We start from the raw sequence: 19,336 nt of genomic DNA, 5'->3' as shown, positions 1-19,336 counted from the left end.
CTGATCCTGCCATCCACAACCTGGAGGGGAGGCAATCATGGCGCAACGCATCATCGACGGGGTGCTGTCGGCCCTGGCCGGCCTGGTCAGCGTGCTGCTGTCCTGGCCCTACTGGCGGGATTTCGAGTACTGGCCGGAATCGCCCGCCATGTGGTGGGTGTACATCGCCGCGGGTTATCTGTTGGCGGTCTACGTGTTCTATATCTTTCTGGGCAGTTTGCGCACCCTGTTCCTGCATGACGAGCAGGCCCGGGTTCCGGCCTCCGGGCGCGACGGCCTGGCGCGGGAGGAACGGCCATGAGCTGCCTGAACGGAACCGACTGCCGCGAACCGGCCAAGCGCCGCATCGCCCTGGCCGTGCTGGCGCTGATGCTGGCGATCTTCCTGCTCCTGTCCGTCTGGTCCTTCCTGCCTTCCCGCGGCCAAGCCGTCCCGGATTCGATCCAGTATGGCGGCGTCGATGCCGTGGAAGGCAAGCGCGTCTTCCAGGCCTACAACTGCATGGGCTGTCACACCATCGTCGGCAACGGTGCCTACCTGGGGCCCGACCTGACGCGCATCCATGCCGACGCCGGCGCCGCCTGGCTGGCCGCCTTCCTGCCTTCGGCCGGCGGCTGGCCCACGTCCGCCGCTGTTCGCGTCCAGTTGCAGAATCCCGCCGCCCAGGCCGACGCCGGCAGCGCCGATCTGCAGGCCTACCTGCAGCGCTACCCCGGCGCCGCCGAACGCCTGAGCGAACGCGGCGGGCAGCACACCCTGATGCCCAACCTGCCGCTGGACGCCCGTGAAGTCACTGCGCTGATCGCCTTCCTGAAATACACCTCGACCTTGCATACCGAAGGCTGGCCGCCGAAACCGCACGAAGGCCGGCGGATTCCGGCCGCGTTCCAGCCGTCCGGCGATACGGCTTCCACGGCTGTGGCCGGGGCCGAACCCAAGGCCGCAGCCCCGGCGGGGCAGGTCCAGGATGCGCTGGCGCGGGGACGGCAACTGGTGTCCGACCTGGGTTGCGTGGCCTGCCACGCCACCGATCAGAAGCGCACGGTCGGGCCGGGCTGGGGCGGTCTGGCGGGGCATGAGGTCCAGTTGACCGACGGCACCACCGTCACGGCGGACGAAGCCTACATCGTGCGCTCGATCCGCGAACCCGACGCCCAGACCGTGGCAGGCTATCCACCGCACGTCATGCCGTCCTATGACGCGCTGATCGACGATGCCGACATGAAGGCCATCGTGGCCTACCTGAGCAGCCTGTGAAAAGGAAGCCATCATGATCAAGATCGACTACCAAACGCAGCGCCTGAGCCTGCGCTTCTTCCTGCTGATGCTGGTCCTGTTCGGATTCCAGGTCCTGTTCGGCCTGCTCATCGCCGTGCAGCACGTGGATCCGCGCCTGCTGGCGGGCCTCCTCAACTTCAACGTCCTGCGCGCCGAGCACACCAACCTCGGCATCCTCTGGATCCTGTCGGGTTTCATCGGCACCATCCTGTTCGTCGGGCCGCTGCTGTCGCGCCGCGAGCTGGCCGCGCCGGCGCTGATCCGATTCCTGTTCTGGGCCTTGCTGGCGGTCACCCTCTGGAACGTCGCCACCCAATCCCTGGCGGCCCAAGGCACGGCCGGCTGGTGGCTGGGCCAGCCCTGGTTGCAAGAGGGCCTCGAATACCTGGAAGCCGGGCGCGCCGCCGACATCATCATCTTCGTCGGCTTCGCCATCCTGGCCTGGGTGCTGCTGCGCACCTTCCCCGCCCGCTGCGACTGGAACGAAATCCATTGGGGCCTGGCGATCGGCGTCACCGCCCTGACCTTCGTCTGGCTGTTCGGCGTGTTCTTCATCGAACGCCTGGACCTGCAGGAATACTTCCGCTGGTACGTGGTGCACTATTGGGTCGAAGGCGTCTGGGAAGTCATCCACATCAGCCTGGTGGGCTTCCTGCTGGTGCTGATGTTCAAGGCCGACGTCAAGGCCGTGGGCTACGCCGTGTTCTGGGGGGTCGCGATGGTCTGGCTTTCAGGCCTGATCGGCAATGCCCACCACTACTTCTGGATCGGCACGCCGGAATTCTGGCAATTCTGGGGGTCGCTGTTCAGCGCCCTGGAGCCGCTGCCTTTGGTATTCTGCTTCTGGCACATCTACCTGGACGCCCACCAGGATCGCCGGCCGCTGGAAAACGCCCCGGCTTTCTATTTCATCCTGGGCTCGGTGGTGCTGGAGCAGGTCGGCGCGGGCATCCTGGGCTTCACCATGACCTTCGCGCTCACCAACGTCTGGTCCCACGGCACCTGGGTGACGCCCAGCCACGCCCATCTGGCGCTGTTCGGCACCTTCGGCATGCTGGGCATCGCCTCGGCCTACTATGCCATCCCCCTGCTGCGCGGCGTCAAGGATTTCGACCAGCGGCTCGGGCGGATCGCTTTCTGGCTGGTGTTCGCCGGCATGCTGGGCATCGCCTTCGCCTTCGCCATCGGCGGCACGATCCAGGTCTTTCTGCATCGCTCCATGGGCTTGAGCTGGTTCGGCGGCCAGGTCTTCCCCGCCATGCAATTCTACAAGGTGCTGGTGCCGCTGTTCGGTCTGGTCTTCCTGGCAGGCGCCGGCCTGCTGATCTACGATCTGCTGACGATCGGATTCCGGGCGCGTCGGGCACCCCTGCCCCAGGCCATGCCCCGGGCTGCCGCTCCGGGACGCTGGAGCCAGACGCTGCACGGCGCGGAAGCCGGCCTGTGGCTGGCGGGGATGTGGATCTTCGGCATCATCATCACTCTGGGGCTGCTCAGCTTCAACCTGGAGACCGTGGCGCTGGGCGACCCCACCATCCCCTACGTCCTGGCCGGGGTGGGCTACCCGGGGCTGCTGCTGCTCACGCTGCTGTTCGTCTGGCGCTTCCTGGCCTCTCTGGAAGCCCGGCCGGCTTTTGAGCCGGCACCGGCCAGTGGCCGTTCCACCGCCATCGATCAGGCTGTGCGCGCCTGACGGCGACACTCCTGGGCGGCCCATCGCGCCGCCCAGGTCGCCAGCAGAAACGGCGCCGTCAGGGACGGCAGCTCCAGCCACTGAAAGCCCCGCATCAGGCCCAGGCTCAGCAACACGCCCAGGCATGGCCACAGCCAGTGGCCCGCCCGGGCCGTCCGCAGCGCTTCGGCCGTCAGCACGGCATTGAATCCGTACAGCCCCAGCAGGGCCGCATCGGCCGGAAAGCCCGCCAGACCGGCCGCCAGAAAACACAGCCCCGACGCCAGGGCGGCGGACAAGGCCGCCGCGGGCGCGCCCAGCGCCAGCCCCAGCACGCACAGCGCGCCCGCCCAGGGATCATCCATGAACATCACCTGGCCCACCCCGCGCACCAGGCTCAGCACGGCGGAATTCCAGGGCATTTCAACCGCGGCGGCCGTCGCGACGCCCGGCAGACCCAACCCGGCGGCAACGGCCATCACCAACCAGGTCACGAGCACGAACGGCGCCGTGTAAGGCGGCACGGCGCTGCGGCAACGCCAGGCATGGGCCATCCACGTCGCCAGCACGGCCAGCGGCGCCACCAGGGACCAGGCAAGCCATCCGGGCGGCAGCACCGCCATCACGCCCAGGCCCGCCAGCGCGCCGTTGTAGCCGTTCAAGCCGGCGCGGCTGCCGGCGATATCGCCGATGGACAAAGCCCACAGGGTTCCCGCCAGGGCGCCGAGCAGGCAAGCTCCCGCCAAAGACCCTGACTGCCAGGCCACGGCGCCCAGCAGCAAGGCGCCCGCCCAGCCGCTGGACAGCAGATAGATCTGGCTGATCCCGCGCAGGAGCATGCGCATGAACACGACGCCAGGGCACTCATGAACCCGCTGAAACATGGCCAAGAAGCTGCGGAAGAAGTCAATCAGGAAACGGGATCGTACTGCGGGACGGGCGCGGGCGGATGCCGCGCCAGGCATAATGACCATGCGGCTGCCGCATACCCGGGACCGGCGTACAATCCCCCGGTGCCATCGCCCTATTCTTTATGAAAGAAACTCTTGCCACAGCGCCATCCGGCGCGGCTCCCTCCGAACCCGGCGTTGCCTTCCCCGTGCTGGGAGCCATCAGCCTGACCCACCTGCTCAACGACATGATGCAGTCGGTGCTGCTGGCCATCTATCCGGTGCTGCAAGGCCGTTTCGATCTCAGCTTCGCCCAGGTCGGCATCATTACGCTGGCCTTTCAGTTCTCCTCCTCGCTGCTGCAGCCGCTGGTGGGGCGATTCACGGACCGCCATCCCATGCCCTATTCCCTGCCGGTCGGCATGGGCTTTACCTGCTGCGGCCTGCTGCTGCTGTCTCAGGCATGGAATTTTCCTCTGGTGGTGCTGGCCGCCACGCTGGTGGGCGCCGGCTCCTCGGTCTTCCATCCGGAGTCCTCGCGCGTGGCGCGCATGGCCTCGGCAGGCCGGCACGGCCTGGCCCAATCGATCTTCCAGGTGGGCGGCAACATCGGTTCTTCGATCGGCCCGCTGCTGGCCGCGCTGCTGATCGTGCCTCATGGCCAGGGAAGCGTCGCCTGGGTATCGCTGGCCGCCCTGCTCGGCATTTGCATCCTGATCGGCGTCAGCCGCTGGTACGCCGCCAACCTGTCCGGCGTGCGCGGCCGCACATCCCTCAACAAAATCGACAACGGCTTGTCGCCGCGCCAGGTGCGCGGCGCCATCCTCATCCTGCTGCTGCTCATCTTCAGCAAATATTTCTATCTGGCGGGGCTGAGCAGCTACTTCACCTTCTTTCTGATCGACCGCTTCAGCCTGGACATCCAGCAGGCGCAATACGCCCTGTTCGTCTTCCTGGCCGGCGCGGCGGCGGGAACGCTGACCGGAGGCCCGATCGGCGACCGCATCGGGCGCAAGCGCGTGATCTGGGCCTCGATCCTGGGCACCGCGCCGTTTTCACTGGCCCTGCCCTACGCCAATCTGCACTGGACACTGGTCCTGGCTTTTTGCGCCGGTTTCATGATCGCCTCGGCCTTCCCGGCCATCGTCGTCTACGCGCAGGAACTGATGCCCGGCAAGACCGGCACGGTCTCGGGCCTGTTCTTCGGCCTGGCCTTCGGCATGGGCGGCATCGGAGCCGCCGCGCTGGGCAAGCTGGCCGACGCCACCAGCATTGCCTTCGTCTACCATCTGTGCGCTTTCCTGCCCCTGTTGGGTCTGGCGGCCTTCTTCCTGCCCGACACGCGGCGCCGAGTCGCATGAAATCCATCGCCGCCCGGCCCGCCGCCTGGATCGTTGCGGCCAGCCTCCTGCTGCTGGCCGCCAACCTGCGCCCGCTGTTTCCCAGCACCGCCATCCTGCTGCCCGAGTTGACGGAGGCGTTGGGCCTGACCGGCGCCCAGGCCGGCTACCTGACCACGCTGCCGGTGCTGTGCATGGGGTTGTTCGCGCCTTTGGCGCCCCGTCTTGCGCAACGCACTGGCATCGAACGCACCCTGCTGCTGGTGCTGGCGCTGATCACCCTCGGCACGGCCTTGCGCGGCATGCTGGGCGTCGCGGGCCTGTTTCTGGGCACCGGCCTGGCAGGCGCCGGCATCGCGCTGGGCAATGTGCTGCTGCCCAGCCTGGTCAAGCGGGATTTCTCCGATCGGGCCGCCCTGATGACCGGCCTGTACACCATGAGCCTGGTCGGCGGAGCGGCGCTGGCCGCCGCCACCACCCTGCCCTTCACCCAGGCCATGGGCGGCCGTTGGGATCTGGGCCTGGCCCTATGGGCGGCGCCGGGCATGGTCGCCTTGGCCGCCTGGGCGCCCATCGCTTTGCGCGCGCCCGGCCATTCCTCGGGCGGCCGCCACATCCTGCCGGTCGAGGGCTTGCGGCGCGATCGCCTGGCCTGGGCTGTCACTTTGTTCATGGGCCTCCAGTCGGCGCTGGCCTATTGCGTGCTGGGCTGGATGGCGCCGATGCTCCGCGATCGCGGGCTGGACGGCACCGAGGCCGGGCTGGTGACGTCGCTGTCGATCCTGATTCAGGTCGCCGCCTGCCTGCTCACCCCCATGGCGGCCTCACGCTGCCGTGATCAGCGAGGCCTGGCGGTCATTCTCGCGGCTGCGGCCACCCTGGCCCTCATCGGCATGATTCTGGGGCCGTCCTGGGCCATCTGGCCATTGGCCGTGATCCAGGGGATCGGCCAGGGCGGCCTGTTCGCCCTGGCCCTCATGCTGATCGTGCTGCGCTCCGGAGATGCCCACGTCGCCGCCCACCTGTCCAGCATGGCCCAGACCACGGGTTATGTGCTGGCCACCAGCGGCCCCCTGCTCGTCGGGATGCTGCACGACTGGAGCGGCAACTTCCGTGCGTCGACCGGGCTGCTGGCGGCATTGGGGCTGGGAACCGCGCTGGCGGGCTGGCGCGCCGGCCGCGCCGCGTTGGTGCACGCCACCGTCATCCGGAGACGCTCGGATAGCGCGGACGCCGGGACGGACTGATGCGAATCCGAAAGCGCTGACGGCATCGTCGGGCCACGCCGGGCCGGCCCGCGCCGGCATGCAAACGGCCCGCCGGAAAACCGGCGGGCCGTTTGCATGCGTTCAAGACCGAATCCAGGCTTGCGCCCAGAGGATCAGAGCCCCGCGCGAGAAAACACCAAGGTGGCGTTGGTGCCGCCAAAGCCGAAGCTGTTGGACAGCGCGGTCTCGATGCGGGCCTGCGGCAGGGTTTCACGCAGAATGTTCATCCCTTCGGCGGACTGATCCAGCGTATCGATATTGGCCGAGGCCGCGACAAAGCCGTGCTGCATCATCAACAGCGTGTAGACCGCTTCATTCACGCCCGCCGCGCCCAGGGCGTGGCCGGACAGGGATTTGGTCGAGGCGATCCAGGGCTGGTCTTCACCGAAGACCTCGCGGATGGCCTCGAGTTCCTTGACATCGCCCACCGGCGTGCTGGTGCCGTGGGTGTTGATGTAGTCCACACGCGTGCGCACATCGATCAGCGCCTGGCGCATGCAGCGCGCCGCGCCTTCACCGGAAGGCGCCACCATGTCGTAGCCGTCGGACGTCGCGCCGTAGCCGACGATTTCAGCCAGGATGCGGGCGCCGCGCGCCTTGGCGTGCTCGTATTCCTCGACCACCAGGATGCCGCCGCCGCCGGAAATGACGAAACCGTCCCGGTCGGCGTCATAAGTGCGCGAGGCGCGCTCGGGGGCATCGTTGTAGCGCGTGGACAGCGCGCCCATGGCGTCGAACATGAAGGACAAGGACCAGTGCTCTTCCTCGGCACCGCCGGCGAACACGATGTCCTGCTTGCCGAGCTGGATCTGCTCGACCGCGTTGCCGATGCAATGCGCGCTGGTGGAGCAGGCCGAACTGATGGAATAGTTCACCCCCTTGATCTGGGCGCCGGTGGCCAGGCAGGCGGACACGCCGCTGGCCATGGCCTTGGTGACCATGTAGGGCCCCACGCGGCGCACGCCTTTTTCACGCAGGATATTGATGCCGTCGTGGATCGAGGAGTGCGAGGCGCCGCCGGCGCCAACGATCAGGCCGGTGCGCGGATTGGATACCAGTTCGGGTGTGAGGCCGGCATCCTGAATGGCTTCCTGCATCGCCAGCCAGGCATAGGCATGGCCGTCGGCCATGAAGCGGCTGAGTTTGCGGTCGATCCGGTCGAGCGCATCCAGGCGCACCGAGCCCGCCACGTGCGAGCGCAGGCCCTGTTCGGCGTATTCCGGCTGGAAAGTAATGCCCGAACGCCCCTGGCGCAGGCTGTCGAGGACTTCGGACTGGTTGTTTCCCAGGCTGGACACAATGCCCATGCCGGTAACGACGACACGACGCATGATCGAAGCTCCTAGAAATTGTCCGTGCGGGTGAACAGGCCCACGCGCAGATCGTGGGCCGCATAGATTTCGTGGCCGTCGACTTCCATGCGCGCATCCGCGATCCCCATCACCAGCTTGCGCATCATGACGCGCTTCATGTCGATGGTGTAGCGGACCAGCTTGCCGGTCGGCAGGACCTGGCCGGTGAACTTGACCTCGCCGACGCCCAGAGCGCGGCCCCGGCCCTGGCCGCCGCAGCAGCCCAGGAAAAACCCCACCAGTTGCCACATGGCATCCAGCCCCAGGCAGCCCGGCATGACCGGATCACCCTGGAAATGACAGCCGAAGAACCACAGATCGGGGCGGATATCGAGCTCGGCCACGATCTGGCCCTTGTCGTGCGCGCCGCCCTTGTCATCGATGTGAGTGATCCGGTCGAGCATCAGCATGGGCGGCAGCGGCAACTGGGCGTTGCCGGGACCGAAAAGTTCCCCGCGCCCGCACGCCAGCAGTTCGTCGTAGCTATAGCTGTTTTTTTCCATGATGTTCCGTCTGAGATCCCCGGCCCGGCGGCCATTTCGCGCACGAGGCGCCTTCCACTTTAAGTAAGCTGGCTAGTATAACCCGAGGTCGAACCAGACCGTCACCGTCCCCCGGACAAACACCGGCGGGTGGCCGCCCCCCCAGTCTTCGACCTCGTGCACCAGCAGCAAAGGCCCAACCGCGGCACGACCGTCGAAGGCGTGTGTCTGGACACTGCGGCCCCGCAGCGGCACGCACGGCCCCTGCGCCGAGCCCCAGCAGAGCCGGGTGGCAATCCGGGCGGCGCTGTCATAGTCTCTGGAGGCATAGACCCCTGTGATGCGCGCCGCCCCGGAAAGCGTCCCGTCCCGGGGGCCTGGGGCATAAGACACCGCCACGGCCCGTCCCTGAGCCTGCAGGCCGTGGCTGACCTGATCGCGCGTCCAGGCGCGGTCCGCGGCCTGGGCCCCGGCCGCCGCCAGCATCAATCCCGCCGCGAGCCCCCCCGCACCGAACAGAAAACGGCCCCGGGCGCTCATCCCTGCGGCAAGGCGGGCGCGCCCGGCCCGCTCAACTGAAAGACCCCCACAGCACGGTTCAGGCCGTTCATCTGGTCGTTCAGGGCCTGGGCGGCCGTGCCCGCCTCGACCACCAGCGCGGCGTTCTGCTGGGTCACCTGATCCATCTGGCCGATGGCCAGATTGACCTGCTCGATGCCCGAGGCCTGCTCGCGGCTTGCCAGTGTGATTTCGGACATGATGTCGGCGACCCGCTGCACGCTGGAAACGATCTCGGACATGGTCTGCCCCGCTCCGTCGGCCAGCGTGGCGCCGGTCTGGATCTTCTTGACGGTGTCGTCGATGAGACTGCCGATTTCCTTGGCCGCATTCGAGGAACGCTGCGCCAGCGCGCGGACCTCGGAGGCCACCACCGCGAAACCGCGCCCCTCCTCTCCGGCGCGGGCGGCCTCGACAGCCGCGTTCAGGGCCAGAATATTGGTCTGAAAGGCGATGCTGTCGATCACGCCGACGATATCCGACATCTGCCGCGTCGAGGCATTGACCTCGCCCATGGTCTCGACCACCTGGCTCACGGTCTGGCCACCGCGCACAGCCACTTCGGAAGCGGTCGCCGCCAGCGTGTTGGCCTGCTGGGCATTGGCCGCGTTGTGGCTGACCGTGCTGGTGATCTGCTCCATGCTGGCCGCGGTCTCCTGCAGCGAGGCGGCCTGCTGCTCGGTGCGTGCGGAGAGATCCAGATTGCCATGCACGATCTGGCCGACCGATTGGCCGATCCACTCGCTGCCCTGGCGCACCTGGGCCACGGCCTGGGCGATCCCGTCGCGCATCACCCGCATGGCATGCATCATGCTGTAGGAATCCCCCGGCCGCACTGGAATATCGACGCGCAGATCGCCTTGCGACATGCGGTCGGCGATTCGGATGACGGCATCGGGCTCGCCGCCCAACTGGCGCACCAGCCGGCGAGACAGGACCGCGCCCAGCACCAGCAGGATCGCGGCCAGGATGGCGGCCGCCAGCGCAAACCCGCCGGCCTGCCCCCAGACGACGGCATCGACCGTGTCTAGGTACACCCCCGATCCCAGGATCCAGCCCCAGGGGGTGAATTCCTTGACATAGGAAACCTTTTGCACGGGCTGATCGACACCCGGCTTGGGCCACAGATAGAACACGAAGCCATCATGCGTCGGACTGGCCTTGACGGTATCCACGAATGCCACGAACAGCCGCAGGCCGTTGGGATCCTGCATGCCTCCGAGTTCCTTACCCTCGAGTTCGGGCTTGATCGGATGCATCACCATGCGCGGCTGCATGTCGTTGATCCAGAAGTACTCCTGGCCGCTGTAGCGCATGCCGCGGATGGCGTCCATGGCCAGTTGCTTGGCCTGGGCCTCGGTCAGGGCGCCGCTGGCCGCCTGGCGATGGTAGTACTCGATGACCCCATACGCCGTTTCAGTGGCCTGGCGCGCGCCGATCTGGCGCTCCTGCAACAAGGCGCCGCGCTCCATCCAGAGCAGCGATGCCGTCAGCACGACGATTCCGACAATCGCCGCCAAGGTGAATAACGCGAATTTGAACGCGGTCGTCCGCGTCCAGGCCTGCAATGACCGTGACATGATGCCTCCTTTTCTTATCTCGCCATCCGAAATCGGGACGCACCCGTATTTCATTCCAGGACGGCCGCGGGCGGATCACAGCGCGGTCGCGAAATCAGTATACGATTGCGGAATCTCCGTCAAGCGGCCGAAAAAAAGGCCATATCCCGGGATTCCGATCCCGCCGGAACCGCGCCATGTGCATCGCCTACCTTTCTCTGGGAAATCCCGACTGGCCCCTGCTGATCGCCGCCAATCGCGATGAATTCCACGCGCGGCCCGCCCGGGCGGCGGGCCCCTGGCCCGAAACCCCGCAACTGATCGCCGGACTCGATCTGCGGGGCGGCGGCACCTGGATGGGCGCGACGGCCGCCGGCCGATTCGCCCTGTTGACCAACTACCGCGAACCCGGGCACACCATGCCGCCCGAGGCCCCCTCGCGCGGCCTTCTGGTGCGCGATTTCCTGCTGAGCACGGACGAGCCCGATCTCTGGATCGCCGCGCTCGCGGCCCGGGCGCACGCCTGGGCGGGCTTCAACCTGATCGCGGGCGATACGAGGCAGGCCTGGTACCTGGGCAACCGGGGCGACGCCCGCGAACCGCGCCGGCTGGGGCCCGGGCGCTACGTGCTGTCGAACCATCTGCTGGACACCCCCTGGCCCAAGGCCGCCCGGCTGCAGGCCGCCCTGGATGCGCTGCCGCCCGCCGCCTGGGCCTCCGCGCCGGAGCAGGTGTTCGAACGGCTGCGCGACACCACGCCCGCCCAAGAGACGCAACTGCCCTCCACGGGGCTGTCTCCGGCCCTGGAACGTTTGCTGAGCAGCCCCTTCATCATCAGCCCCGACTACGGCACCCGTTGCTCGACGGTGCTGGCGCGCAACGCGGGCGGCCGCACTCTGTTCAGCGAGCAGTCCTACGACGCGGCGGGCAGTGCGCACGAACGCCACGACTGGCGGTTGTAGCGCGGCGCGGCCCGCCCTGCCCCATGGGAGCGCGCGCTAAAATGCCATTTTCACGCCCTACAGGACACATTCATGAGCACCGGGCTCGCCCATCAGATATCCGACGCCATCAAGGCCGCCATGCGCGCACACGACAGCACCCGCTTGGGCACCTTGCGGCTGCTGCAGGCCGCCATCAAGCAAAAGGCCGTGGATGAACGCGTCGAGCCCGACGACGCCGCGATCCTGGCCATCATCGAAAAACAGGTCAAGCAGCGCCGCGAGTCGATCGCGGCCTTCGACTCCGCCGGCCGCGCCGAAAGCGCCGCCCAGGAGCGCGCCGAACTGGACATCCTGAAAGAATTCCTGCCCCAGGGCGCCGCGCCCGAGGAAATCGCGGCCGCCCTCGACGCGGCCTTTGCCCAGGCGGCCGATCAGGGCCTGCAAGGCGGCGTCGCCATGGGCGCCATCATGGGACAACTGAAAAAGACCTTGGCCGGCCGCGCGGACATGGCCGAAGTATCGGCCCAGGTCCGCGCCCGGCTAAACGGCTGAGACGGACAGGCCGTCCCGCAGTTGCCGGACCAGGCCGGGATCGCGCACGAACGCCCGGCCGAAGGCGACGGCTTCGCACTGCCCGGCCTGCACGGCACGCAGCGCGCTTTCGGGGTCGAAGCCTTCGTTCAACACCAGCGCACCGCTGAAGGCATCCCGGATCACCGGCGCCAGGGCATCCGCACCCTCGTGTTCGCGCACACAGATGAAGGCGATGCGCCGCTGGCCCAGTTCACGGGCCACGTGGCGGTACAGCGCGGCCGGATCCGAATCCCGCATGTCGTGGCGATCGCCACGCGGCGACAGATGCACCCCGACACGCCCCGCCCCCCAGATGCCGGCACAGGCGTCGACGATTTCCAGCAGAAACCGGCTGCGCTTGCACACGGGGCCGCCGTAATCGTCCTGGCGGCCATTCGAGCCGTCATGCAAAAACTGATCGATCAGGTAGCCATCGCCGGCATGCACTTCCACGCCGTCGAATTCCGCCAGCCAGGCATGGCGCGCCGCCTGCTCGAAATCCGCGATCACGCGCCGGATCTCATCGAGCCGCAGGCTGCGCGGCACCACGAAGCCTCCCGGCTGCGGGCATACCCCCCGGCTGCAAGCGATGGCGCTGGGCGCCACAGGCATCTCGCCCGACAAGTATTCGGGATCGGCCACCCGGCCGGCGTGCCACAACTGCAAGACAATGCGCCCGCCGCGCCGATGCACGGCATCCGTCACGGCGCGCCAGCCCTCGACCTGGCTGGAGTTCCAGATGCCCGGCATATCCGGATGCCCAACGCCCAGGGGCGACACCGAAGCCGCACCGGCCAGGATCAGGCCGGCCTCGGCGCGCTGGGCATAGTATGCGCGCATGCCATCGTCCGGAATGCGGCGCGGCGCCGCACCCATGCCCGTCACGGGCGCCATGACGACGCGATTGGGCAGCTCGATTTCCCCCAGCCTGACCGGATCGAACAAACTTGTCATATCATGCGGGAAAAAGCGGGGCTGGCTCAGCGCATTCCCCAGGGTAGTTTGCTGCAACGCACCATCCAAACAGTCAATACATTCAAAAATCCATCAGGGTTTTTACCAGATTTTCGCCCCCATGACCATGGCCGCGACGCCACCCCGGGCTCATCAAAAGCGTCCAGGCCTCCCGGCTGCGGGGGCGATATGCTCAAATTGCGCCAACAGGAACACGGAAGGATCACCATGGGACAATTCGCCGTCATCGGCCTGGGCCGCTTCGGCAGCGCCACCTCGCTGGAATTGATGCGGCTGGGCCATTCGGTTCTGGGCGTGGACGCCGACGGCCGCGTGGTCGACCAGATGGCCGACAAGCTCACCCGCGCCGCCATCGCCGACGTCACCGACCGCGACGCGCTGGCGGAGCTGGGCCTGGCCGAATACGACGTGGTCCTGGTCGCCATCGGTGAAGATCTGCAGGCCAGCCTGGTCTGCACCGTGCACCTGAAGGCCCTTGGCGTGAAGGTCTTGTGGGTCAAGGCCTCTTCGCGCGCGCATCACCTGATCCTCGCCAAACTGGGCGCCAACCGCATCATCCACCCAGAGGATGAAATGGGCATCCGGATCGCCCAGGTGCTCAGCTACCCCATGGTCAACGACTATATCTCCCTGGGCAATGGCGACTTCGTGGTCGAGATCGAAGCCAGCGCACAACTGGATGGCCGCACCCTGGGCGACGCCCTGACCACCGACCCGCCGGGCGCCATCCACGCCCTGGCCGTCAAGCGCAAAGGCGAGACCACCGTGCATCCCACCGACCAGTTCGTGGTGCGCGCCAAGGACACCCTGATCCTGTTCGGTCCGCTGCATTTCCTGAAAAACGCCGCTCCGAAACTGAGCTGAGCCGCCCTCCCATGACCCGGCACCCCGTCCGCCCCGATTGAGCATGGCCCGCATCAACCTCCATCCGCTGCAGGCCTACCGCCAGGCGCGCCATACCGGCCAGTTGCAGGCCAGCCCGCCGGCCGTGCTGGCCGGCAGCTTCCTGGTCCTGATCCTGGCCGGAACCCTGCTGCTGGCCCTGCCCATCGCGCAGCGCCACCCTTTCGGCGTGTTCGAGGCGCTGTTCACCGCCACCTCCGCCGTCACCGTCACCGGCCTGATGCTGATCGATCCGGCCACGGACCTGACTTTCTTCGGCCAGGCGGTGCTGCTGGCCCTGGTGCAGATCGGCGGCATCGGCTTCGTCACCTTCGCCATCATCGCCACCCTGACGCTGGGCAAGCGCGTCAGCCTGAAATACCAGGCGCTGGCGCTCGAAGCCTTCAATCAGACCAGCGTGGCCCGCATCCGCCAGACGGCGCTGACGGTGCTGAAGTTTTCCCTGGCCATCGAAGGCGCGGCCGTCCTGATCCTCACGCTCTGGTGGTGGCGCCACGACAGCCTTGAACATGCCTTTCTGCTGGCCGGGTTCCACGCCGTCTCGGCTTTCAACAATGCCGGCGTGTCGCTGTTCCCGGGCAGCATGGCCGGCTTTGCCGGAGACCCGGTCACGACCTTCGTCATCACCGGATGCATCATCCTGGGCGGCCTGGGCTTCAGCGTGCTGGCCGACATCCAGCAGAAACGCAGTTGGGCCACACTGGCCTACTACACGCGGCTGATGCTGATCGGCACCCTGATCCTGAACCTGGCCGGTTTCATGCTGTTCTGGCTGATCGAGGCGCGCAACCCGCACACCCTGGGGGCGCTGCCCGCCGCAAGCCAGGGGCTGGCGGCCTGGACCCAGGTCATCGCGGCGCGCACCGCCGGCTTTGCCAGCGTCGACGTCGGCCAGCTCTACGACAGCTCGCGCTTCCTGCTCACCGGCCTGATGTTCATTGGCGGCGGCTCGCTGTCGACCGCCAGCGGCATCAAGCTCGCCACTTTCATCGTCCTGCTGGCCGTGGTCCGCGCCTACATCCTGCAGCGCAAGGAGGTCGTGCTGATGCATCGCACGATCGCGCCGGAAACCATCCAGAAAGCCCTGGCCCTGATGATGATGTCGGGCCTGCTGGTCTGCCTGGGCATTTTCCTGGTCAGCCTGTTCGAGGATATGCCCTTCATCGCCGTGGTCATGGAGGTCATGTCGGCCTTCAGCACCACCGGCATCAGCCCCGACCTGACCCGCGCCCTGAGCCTGCCCAGCCAGATCGTGCTGATGCTGTTGATGTTCATCGGCCGCCTGGGTCCCCTGACGCTGGTCTACAGCCTCGGCACGCAACGCCGCAGCCGGGTGCGCTACCCCGAGACGGTCGTCCAGATCGGGTGAACCTTGGCCCATGATGTACTACTATTACTCCTTTCCCAATCCCAACCTCTCATTAGGATTCCGTCCATGGTGATTTCCATCGCACGACAGGCTGCGCTGTGCGCCGCCCTCGGCCTTGCAGGCCTGGCCACTACGGTTTCGGCCGCCACGCTGAAAATCGGCACCGAGGGCGGCTATCCGCCCTGGAGCATGGTCGACGCCAGCGGCAAGGTCACCGGGTTCGACGCCGACGTCGGCCAGGCCCTGTGCCAGAAGCTGGACATGAAATGCCGCTTCGTGGTCCAGGCCTTCGACAGCCTGATCCCGGCCCTGCAGGCCGAGCGCTTCGACCTGGTGATTTCCGGCATGTCCGTCACCGCCGAGCGCGCCAAGGTCATCTCCTTCAGCATCCCCTATGCCACCGAGGATTCCGCCTTCGTGCTGCCCAAGGGCGATGCCCTGCTGAAGGCCGCCGATCCCAAGGCCCTGATGGCCGGCCTGGCGGGCAAGACCGTCGGCGTGCAAAGCGGCACCACCCAGGGCGCCTTCCTGCAGAAATACGCCCCGGACATGAAGCTCAAGACCTACGAGACCCAGGACCAGATGCAAATGGACCTGGCGGCCGGCCGCCTGGACGCGACCTTCTCCGAAGTCACCCCCCAAAGCCAGTTCCTGGAGACCTCCGGCAAGGAGAAATTCGCCTTGGCCGAGGCCGTGGTCAAGAGCAGCGCCGACCCGGAAGTCCTGGGCCTGGGCATCGGAGCGGGCATCAATCAGAAAAACACCGAACTGAAGGCCAAGGTGGACAAGGCCCTGTGCGAGCTGATCACCGACGGCACCATCAAGGCCTCCAGCACCAAGTGGTTCGGCGTCGATCTGTCCAACTACGCCGCCTGCAAGTAATCCTCGACCATGCCTGACGACGCAAGCGGCCCCGCCCGGGGCCCGCGTCACGCCCCCAGGGCCGCCGGCGGCTTCATCCCGGCACCGCCCTGGGGTTTTTGCTCGATTCCATGATCCAGTCTCTGCACGATATCCTGAGCGCCGGCTGGGGCGGCATGCTGCTGCGCGGCGCGGCCATGACCGTTTTCATCAGCATCTGCGGCATCTGCCTGGGCATGGCCATCGGCATTGCCGGCGCGGCCGCCAAGACCGGCGCCAACCGTGCGGCGCGCGCGCTCGTCGCCCTGTACACCCTGATCGTGCGCAGCATCCCCGAACTGCTCATCATTTACCTGCTGTTCTTCGGCGCGGTGCAGCCCGCCGCCGACCTGGCCGACTGGCTGGAATGGGACGACCTGATGAGCACCGTGTTTCCCATGCTGGTCGGCATCCTGGCCATTGCGCTGATCTCGGGCTCGTACAGCGTGGAGGTCTTTCGCGGCGCCTTCAAGGCCATCGATCCCGGCCAGCTCGAAGCCGCCCGCGCCATCGGCCTGGACCGCCGCCAGTGCCTGCGCCGCATCACCCTGCCGCAATTGTTCTGGTACGCCTTGCCCGGCGCCAACAACGTCTGGCAGGCCGCCCTGAAGGACACCGCCCTGGTATCCCTAGTGGGCCTGGTCGAACTCATGCGCGCCGCCGTCCTGGGCGCCGCCGCCACGCGCGCGCCCCTGGCCCTGTACCTGATGGCCGGCATCCTGTATTTCCTGATCGGCGCCTGCAGCCAGGGCCTGTTCGTCTGGGCCGAGCGCCACTTCGGTCGCGGCATGCGGGGGGCCGGGCGATGATCGACCTGTTCGAAAAAGCCGTCCCGGTCCTGATCGAAGGGTTCTGGATCACCCTGCGCATCGGCCTGTTCTCCATCCTGTTCGCCTCGCTGCTGGGCCTGGGCGCGGCATTGATGCGCACTACGCGCCACCCGCTGGTGTCGGGCACCGCCTTTGCCTACAGCACCGTGTTTCGCGGCACGCCGCTGCTGATTCAATTGTTCCTGCTGTACTACGGCATCGGCACGCTCGAGTTCGTACGCGGGCAGCCCGCCTTGTGGTGGCTGTTCTCCGATGGTGCGCGCTGCGCCATCCTGGCCATCGCCCTGAACAGCGGCGCCTACATGAGCGAAGCCATCCGTGGCGGATTGCAGTCCGTGCCCACCGGCCAACTGGATGCCGCCGCCTCCTGCGGCATGAGCCGCCTGCAGATCTTTCGCCGCATCCGTTTCCCCCTGGCCATCCGCCAGGCCTTTCCGGCCTACAGCAACGAGCTGGTGCTGGCGATCAAGGGCACCAGCCTGGCCTCGACCATCGCCGTGATGGAACTGACCGGCTTCGCCCGCCGCCTCATGAGCCAGAGCTACCTGATCGTCGAGACCTTCGTCATCGCCGGCGTGCTGTATCTGGCCATCAACGTCACCTTGCTGGGCTGCGCCTGGCTGGTGGAACGCAGTTTGGGGATCCGGACGGGGGCTTAATCCAGTGTCCATGCACGCCGACCGGCGAGCCATCATTCATGAAACACGCACCCGATCACCCCTGCCCCTGCGGCCTGCCGGCCGCCTACGCCGACTGCTGCGGCCGCTGGCATCATGGTCCCTTGCGCCTGCGGGCACCCGACGCCCAGGCCCTGATGCGCTCGCGCTACAGCGCCTATGTACTGGATGAACTGGACTATCTGCTGCAGACCTGGCATCCGGACACCCGCCCCGCCGCGCTGGAGCCCAATGAGCCAGGAACACGCTGGCTGGGCCTGGATGTGCGCCGCCACGAGCGGGCCGACACCGATCATGAGACTGAATCACACCGGGTTTTCAGGAGGCTTCGATTCTTGAGAGAATGGAGCCATGAGCAAGAACAACAAGTTTTCCCCCGAAGTTCGTGAGCGCGCCGTACGGCTGGTCCAGGAGCATCGTGGCGAGTATCCATCGCAGTGGGTAGCAGTGCAGTCCATTGCGCCCAAGATCGGCTGCTCGGCATACACCCTGTTGAAGTGGGTTCAGATCCAGGAAGTGGAGGCCGGTACGCGGGCCGGCGTGCCGCAGGCAGAGCAAGAGCGCATCAAGGCTCTGGAACGTGAAGTCAAGGAATTGCGCCGGGCCAATGAAATTCTCAAGTCGGCCAGCGCTTTTTTCGCTCAGGCGGCGCTCGACCGCGAACTGAAGAAATAAACGCCTACATCGACCAGCATCGGGGCCTGTATGGGGTCGAGCCGATCTGCAAGGTGTTGCAGGTCGCCCCGTCAGCCTACCGGCGATATGCCGCCCGATGCCGGAATCCGGAACTGCGAAGCCTGCGAGCCAAGAGGGATGAACAACTCATGGTGAATATCCAGCGTGTGTGGGAACAGAACTTTCGGGTCTATGGAGCCCGCAAGGTCTGGAAGCAGTTGAATCGAGAAGGGGTGATGGTGGCGCGGTGCACCGTGGAGCGTCTGATGCGACACCTTGGCATCGAGGGGATCAGGCGCGGCAAACGGGTTCGCACCACGATCCCTGATAGCGCAGCTGCCTGTCCACGAGATCTGGTGAAGCGGCGCTTCGAGGCCGACCGGCCCAATCGACTGTGGGTCGCAGATTTCACCTACGTCTCAACCTGGCAGGGATGGTTATACGTGGCCTTTGTCATTGACGCCTATGCCAAGCGTATCGTCGGCTGGCGAGCCTCCAGCAGCATGACGACAGACTTTGTCTTGGATGCCCTGGAGCAGGCTGTCTATGACCGAAGACCGACGCAGTCCGATAGGCTCGTCCATCATTCCGATAGGGGATCCCAATACGTGTCCATCCGCTACTCCGACCGATTGAGCGAGGCCGGAATCAATCCATCAGTCGGCAGCACCGGAAGCGCCTATGACAATGCGCTGGCCGAAACGATCAACGGCCTCTACAAAACGGAAGTGATTCATCGGCGCGCGCCCTGGAAAACCAAGGCTGCCGTGGAATTGGCGACCCTGGAATGGGTCTCGTGGTTCAACCACCAACGCCTGCTCGAATCCATCGGCGACATTCCGCCCGCTGAGGCCGAAGCGCGATACTATCGGCAACTTGCAGCGCCGACTGTGGAACCTGTTTTACTTTAACCAAACAGCCTCCGCGATCCCCGGTGTGATTCATGACCGTGGAATTCGTCGCCCGGGTGCGCATCCACGGCCGCGCCACCCGGATCCATGAAACCAGCCGCTTCACACGGCTGGAAGGGGTGTGGGTGTATGTGGATGGGACCATGGTGGAATAAAACCAGGAGTCACACGAAGCAGGCC

General features: G+C 66.6%; 20 protein-coding genes, 1 pseudogene and 1 other annotated feature. Of the genes and pseudogenes, 15 read left to right on the top strand and 6 right to left on the bottom strand.

The genetic code is table 11. The features are described from left to right. Positions 1-37: 37 nt before the first annotated feature. From ABRZ00_RS11845 to ABRZ00_RS11835, 3 genes are read left to right on the top strand one after another with little or no spacing between them, the layout of a single operon-like run. Positions 38-301 (top strand): hypothetical protein, encoded by a 264-nt coding sequence (locus ABRZ00_RS11845; RefSeq protein ID WP_343835084.1) that lies wholly within the window; start codon positions 38-40, stop codon positions 299-301. Beyond that, positions 298-1,257, top strand: coding sequence for a c-type cytochrome (locus tag ABRZ00_RS11840; protein WP_368644291.1), 960 nt, complete (start codon positions 298-300; stop codon positions 1,255-1,257). The genes ABRZ00_RS11845 and ABRZ00_RS11840 overlap by 4 nt, the downstream gene beginning before the upstream one ends. Positions 1,258-1,270: 13 nt before the next feature. Continuing rightward, positions 1,271-2,971 carry a cbb3-type cytochrome c oxidase subunit I gene (locus ABRZ00_RS11835; RefSeq protein WP_368644290.1) on the top strand — a complete coding sequence of 567 codons (1,701 nt, stop codon included), beginning with the start codon at positions 1,271-1,273 and terminating at the stop codon, positions 2,969-2,971. Here ABRZ00_RS11835 and ABRZ00_RS11830 read toward each other — a convergent pair. Next, complete coding sequence (locus ABRZ00_RS11830) at positions 2,953-3,795, bottom strand: urea transporter (protein ID WP_368644288.1); 843 nt, start codon at positions 3,793-3,795, stop codon at positions 2,953-2,955. The two genes, ABRZ00_RS11835 and ABRZ00_RS11830, sit on opposite strands and share 19 nt — an antisense overlap. A 188-nt stretch (positions 3,796-3,983) precedes the next feature. Here ABRZ00_RS11830 and ABRZ00_RS11825 point away from each other — a divergent pair, with 188 nt between their 5' ends. Beyond that, entirely contained in the window at positions 3,984-5,201 is a 1,218-nt protein-coding gene (locus tag ABRZ00_RS11825; RefSeq protein WP_368641912.1) for an MFS transporter, read from the top strand. After that, the gene (locus tag ABRZ00_RS11820) at positions 5,198-6,427 is read left to right on the top strand and encodes a CynX/NimT family MFS transporter (RefSeq protein ID WP_368644287.1); all 1,230 of its coding nucleotides are present in this window, start codon (positions 5,198-5,200) and stop codon (positions 6,425-6,427) included. Before ABRZ00_RS11825 ends, ABRZ00_RS11820 begins: the two co-directional genes overlap by 4 nt. 134 nt (positions 6,428-6,561) lie before the next feature. Here ABRZ00_RS11820 and fabB read toward each other — a convergent pair whose 3' ends face one another. The 4 genes from fabB to ABRZ00_RS11800 all read right to left on the bottom strand — a co-directional run bounded on the left by fabB (position 6,562) and on the right by ABRZ00_RS11800 (position 10,420). Then, the gene (fabB, locus tag ABRZ00_RS11815; RefSeq protein WP_368641914.1) at positions 6,562-7,779 is read right to left on the bottom strand and encodes a beta-ketoacyl-ACP synthase I; all 1,218 of its coding nucleotides are present in this window, start codon (positions 7,777-7,779) and stop codon (positions 6,562-6,564) included. A gap of 11 nt (positions 7,780-7,790) precedes the next feature. Beyond that, positions 7,791-8,306: a 3-hydroxyacyl-[acyl-carrier-protein] dehydratase FabA gene (gene fabA / locus ABRZ00_RS11810; RefSeq protein ID WP_343835885.1), complete on the bottom strand. Its 516-nt coding sequence runs from the start codon at positions 8,304-8,306 to the stop codon at positions 7,791-7,793. A gap of 69 nt (positions 8,307-8,375) precedes the next feature. Beyond that, on the bottom strand, positions 8,376-8,822 hold the full coding sequence (locus tag ABRZ00_RS11805) for a flagellar protein FlhE (protein ID WP_368641915.1): 447 nt from the start codon (positions 8,820-8,822) through the stop codon (positions 8,376-8,378). Further along, the gene (locus ABRZ00_RS11800; protein ID WP_368641916.1) at positions 8,819-10,420 is read right to left on the bottom strand and encodes a methyl-accepting chemotaxis protein; all 1,602 of its coding nucleotides are present in this window, start codon (positions 10,418-10,420) and stop codon (positions 8,819-8,821) included. The genes ABRZ00_RS11805 and ABRZ00_RS11800 overlap by 4 nt, the downstream gene beginning before the upstream one ends. 176 nt (positions 10,421-10,596) lie before the next feature. On the opposite strand from ABRZ00_RS11800, the gene ABRZ00_RS11795 reads away from it, so the two are divergent. After that, complete coding sequence (locus ABRZ00_RS11795; protein WP_343835073.1) at positions 10,597-11,361, top strand: NRDE family protein; 765 nt, start codon at positions 10,597-10,599, stop codon at positions 11,359-11,361. Between the two features lie 72 nt (positions 11,362-11,433). Beyond that, on the top strand, positions 11,434-11,895 hold the full coding sequence (locus ABRZ00_RS11790) for a GatB/YqeY domain-containing protein (protein ID WP_368641917.1): 462 nt from the start codon (positions 11,434-11,436) through the stop codon (positions 11,893-11,895). Here the strand turns inward: ABRZ00_RS11790 and ABRZ00_RS11785 are convergent. After that, a complete protein-coding gene (locus tag ABRZ00_RS11785; protein WP_368639130.1) occupies positions 11,884-12,861 on the bottom strand; it encodes an alkene reductase in 978 nt (325 codons plus the stop codon). The genes ABRZ00_RS11790 and ABRZ00_RS11785 overlap by 12 nt on opposite strands. Positions 12,862-13,098: 237 nt before the next feature. On the opposite strand from ABRZ00_RS11785, the gene ABRZ00_RS11780 reads away from it, so the two are divergent. The 8 genes and pseudogenes from ABRZ00_RS11780 to ABRZ00_RS11745 all read left to right on the top strand — a co-directional run. Next, the gene (locus tag ABRZ00_RS11780; RefSeq protein ID WP_343835069.1) at positions 13,099-13,755 is read left to right on the top strand and encodes a TrkA family potassium uptake protein; all 657 of its coding nucleotides are present in this window, start codon (positions 13,099-13,101) and stop codon (positions 13,753-13,755) included. A gap of 43 nt (positions 13,756-13,798) precedes the next feature. Then, on the top strand, positions 13,799-15,163 hold the full coding sequence (locus ABRZ00_RS11775; RefSeq protein ID WP_343835068.1) for a potassium transporter TrkG: 1,365 nt from the start codon (positions 13,799-13,801) through the stop codon (positions 15,161-15,163). Between the two features lie 66 nt (positions 15,164-15,229). Further along, a complete protein-coding gene (locus ABRZ00_RS11770; protein WP_343835066.1) occupies positions 15,230-16,045 on the top strand; it encodes a transporter substrate-binding domain-containing protein in 816 nt (271 codons plus the stop codon). Positions 16,046-16,155: 110 nt separating this feature from the next. Beyond that, positions 16,156-16,872, top strand: a complete 717-nt coding sequence (locus tag ABRZ00_RS11765) for an ABC transporter permease subunit (protein WP_343835064.1) — start codon at positions 16,156-16,158, stop codon at positions 16,870-16,872. Continuing rightward, positions 16,869-17,552: an ABC transporter permease gene (locus ABRZ00_RS11760; protein WP_368641919.1), complete on the top strand. Its 684-nt coding sequence runs from the start codon at positions 16,869-16,871 to the stop codon at positions 17,550-17,552. The genes ABRZ00_RS11765 and ABRZ00_RS11760 overlap by 4 nt, the downstream gene beginning before the upstream one ends. A gap of 38 nt (positions 17,553-17,590) precedes the next feature. Next, on the top strand, positions 17,591-17,959 hold the full coding sequence (locus tag ABRZ00_RS11755; protein ID WP_368644286.1) for a YchJ family protein: 369 nt from the start codon (positions 17,591-17,593) through the stop codon (positions 17,957-17,959). After that, positions 17,922-19,156, top strand: a protein-coding gene (locus tag ABRZ00_RS11750) for an IS3 family transposase (RefSeq protein ID WP_343839197.1) whose coding sequence is annotated in 2 segments (ribosomal slippage) — positions 17,922-18,201 and positions 18,201-19,156 — 1,236 coding nt in all. Because the reading frame shifts where the segments join, the coding sequence is not laid out codon by codon here. Before ABRZ00_RS11755 ends, ABRZ00_RS11750 begins: the two co-directional genes overlap by 38 nt. Then, positions 18,200-18,316: a sequence feature (AL1L pseudoknot), on the top strand. (Overlaps the previous gene by 117 nt.) Before the next feature lie 35 nt (positions 19,157-19,191). Further along, positions 19,192-19,311 (top strand): annotated as a pseudogene (locus ABRZ00_RS11745) (YchJ family metal-binding protein); the annotation flags it as partial. Positions 19,312-19,336: the final 25 nt, after the last annotated feature.

It is taken from the genome of Castellaniella ginsengisoli (genome assembly GCF_040955415.1).
Taxonomy (GTDB): domain Bacteria; phylum Pseudomonadota; class Gammaproteobacteria; order Burkholderiales; family Burkholderiaceae_B; genus Castellaniella; species Castellaniella ginsengisoli.
The sequence above is the reverse complement of the archived record's forward strand: the minus strand, read 5'-3'. Positions and strand labels throughout refer to the sequence as shown.

Bases quoted from the DNA above. Each gene is read 5' to 3' on its own strand.
- ABRZ00_RS11830 (WP_368644288.1), bottom strand. From the start codon at position 3,795: ATGCGCATGCTCCTGCGCGGGATCAGCCAGATCTATCTGCTGTCCAGC.
- ABRZ00_RS11790 (WP_368641917.1), top strand. From the start codon at position 11,434: ATGAGCACCGGGCTCGCCCATCAGATATCCGACGCCATCAAGGCCGCC.
- ABRZ00_RS11780 (WP_343835069.1), top strand. From the start codon at position 13,099: ATGGGACAATTCGCCGTCATCGGCCTGGGCCGCTTCGGCAGCGCCACC.
- fabB (WP_368641914.1), bottom strand. From the start codon at position 7,779: ATGCGTCGTGTCGTCGTTACCGGCATGGGCATTGTGTCCAGCCTGGGA.
- ABRZ00_RS11820 (WP_368644287.1), top strand. From the start codon at position 5,198: ATGAAATCCATCGCCGCCCGGCCCGCCGCCTGGATCGTTGCGGCCAGC.
- ABRZ00_RS11800 (WP_368641916.1), bottom strand. From the start codon at position 10,420: ATGTCACGGTCATTGCAGGCCTGGACGCGGACGACCGCGTTCAAATTC.
- ABRZ00_RS11795 (WP_343835073.1), top strand. From the start codon at position 10,597: ATGTGCATCGCCTACCTTTCTCTGGGAAATCCCGACTGGCCCCTGCTG.
- ABRZ00_RS11845 (WP_343835084.1), top strand. From the start codon at position 38: ATGGCGCAACGCATCATCGACGGGGTGCTGTCGGCCCTGGCCGGCCTG.
- ABRZ00_RS11765 (WP_343835064.1), top strand. From the start codon at position 16,156: ATGATCCAGTCTCTGCACGATATCCTGAGCGCCGGCTGGGGCGGCATG.
- ABRZ00_RS11775 (WP_343835068.1), top strand. From the start codon at position 13,799: ATGGCCCGCATCAACCTCCATCCGCTGCAGGCCTACCGCCAGGCGCGC.
- ABRZ00_RS11805 (WP_368641915.1), bottom strand. From the start codon at position 8,822: ATGAGCGCCCGGGGCCGTTTTCTGTTCGGTGCGGGGGGGCTCGCGGCG.
- ABRZ00_RS11755 (WP_368644286.1), top strand. From the start codon at position 17,591: ATGAAACACGCACCCGATCACCCCTGCCCCTGCGGCCTGCCGGCCGCC.
- ABRZ00_RS11770 (WP_343835066.1), top strand. From the start codon at position 15,230: ATGGTGATTTCCATCGCACGACAGGCTGCGCTGTGCGCCGCCCTCGGC.
- ABRZ00_RS11760 (WP_368641919.1), top strand. From the start codon at position 16,869: ATGATCGACCTGTTCGAAAAAGCCGTCCCGGTCCTGATCGAAGGGTTC.
- ABRZ00_RS11840 (WP_368644291.1), top strand. From the start codon at position 298: ATGAGCTGCCTGAACGGAACCGACTGCCGCGAACCGGCCAAGCGCCGC.
- ABRZ00_RS11835 (WP_368644290.1), top strand. From the start codon at position 1,271: ATGATCAAGATCGACTACCAAACGCAGCGCCTGAGCCTGCGCTTCTTC.
- ABRZ00_RS11825 (WP_368641912.1), top strand. From the start codon at position 3,984: ATGAAAGAAACTCTTGCCACAGCGCCATCCGGCGCGGCTCCCTCCGAA.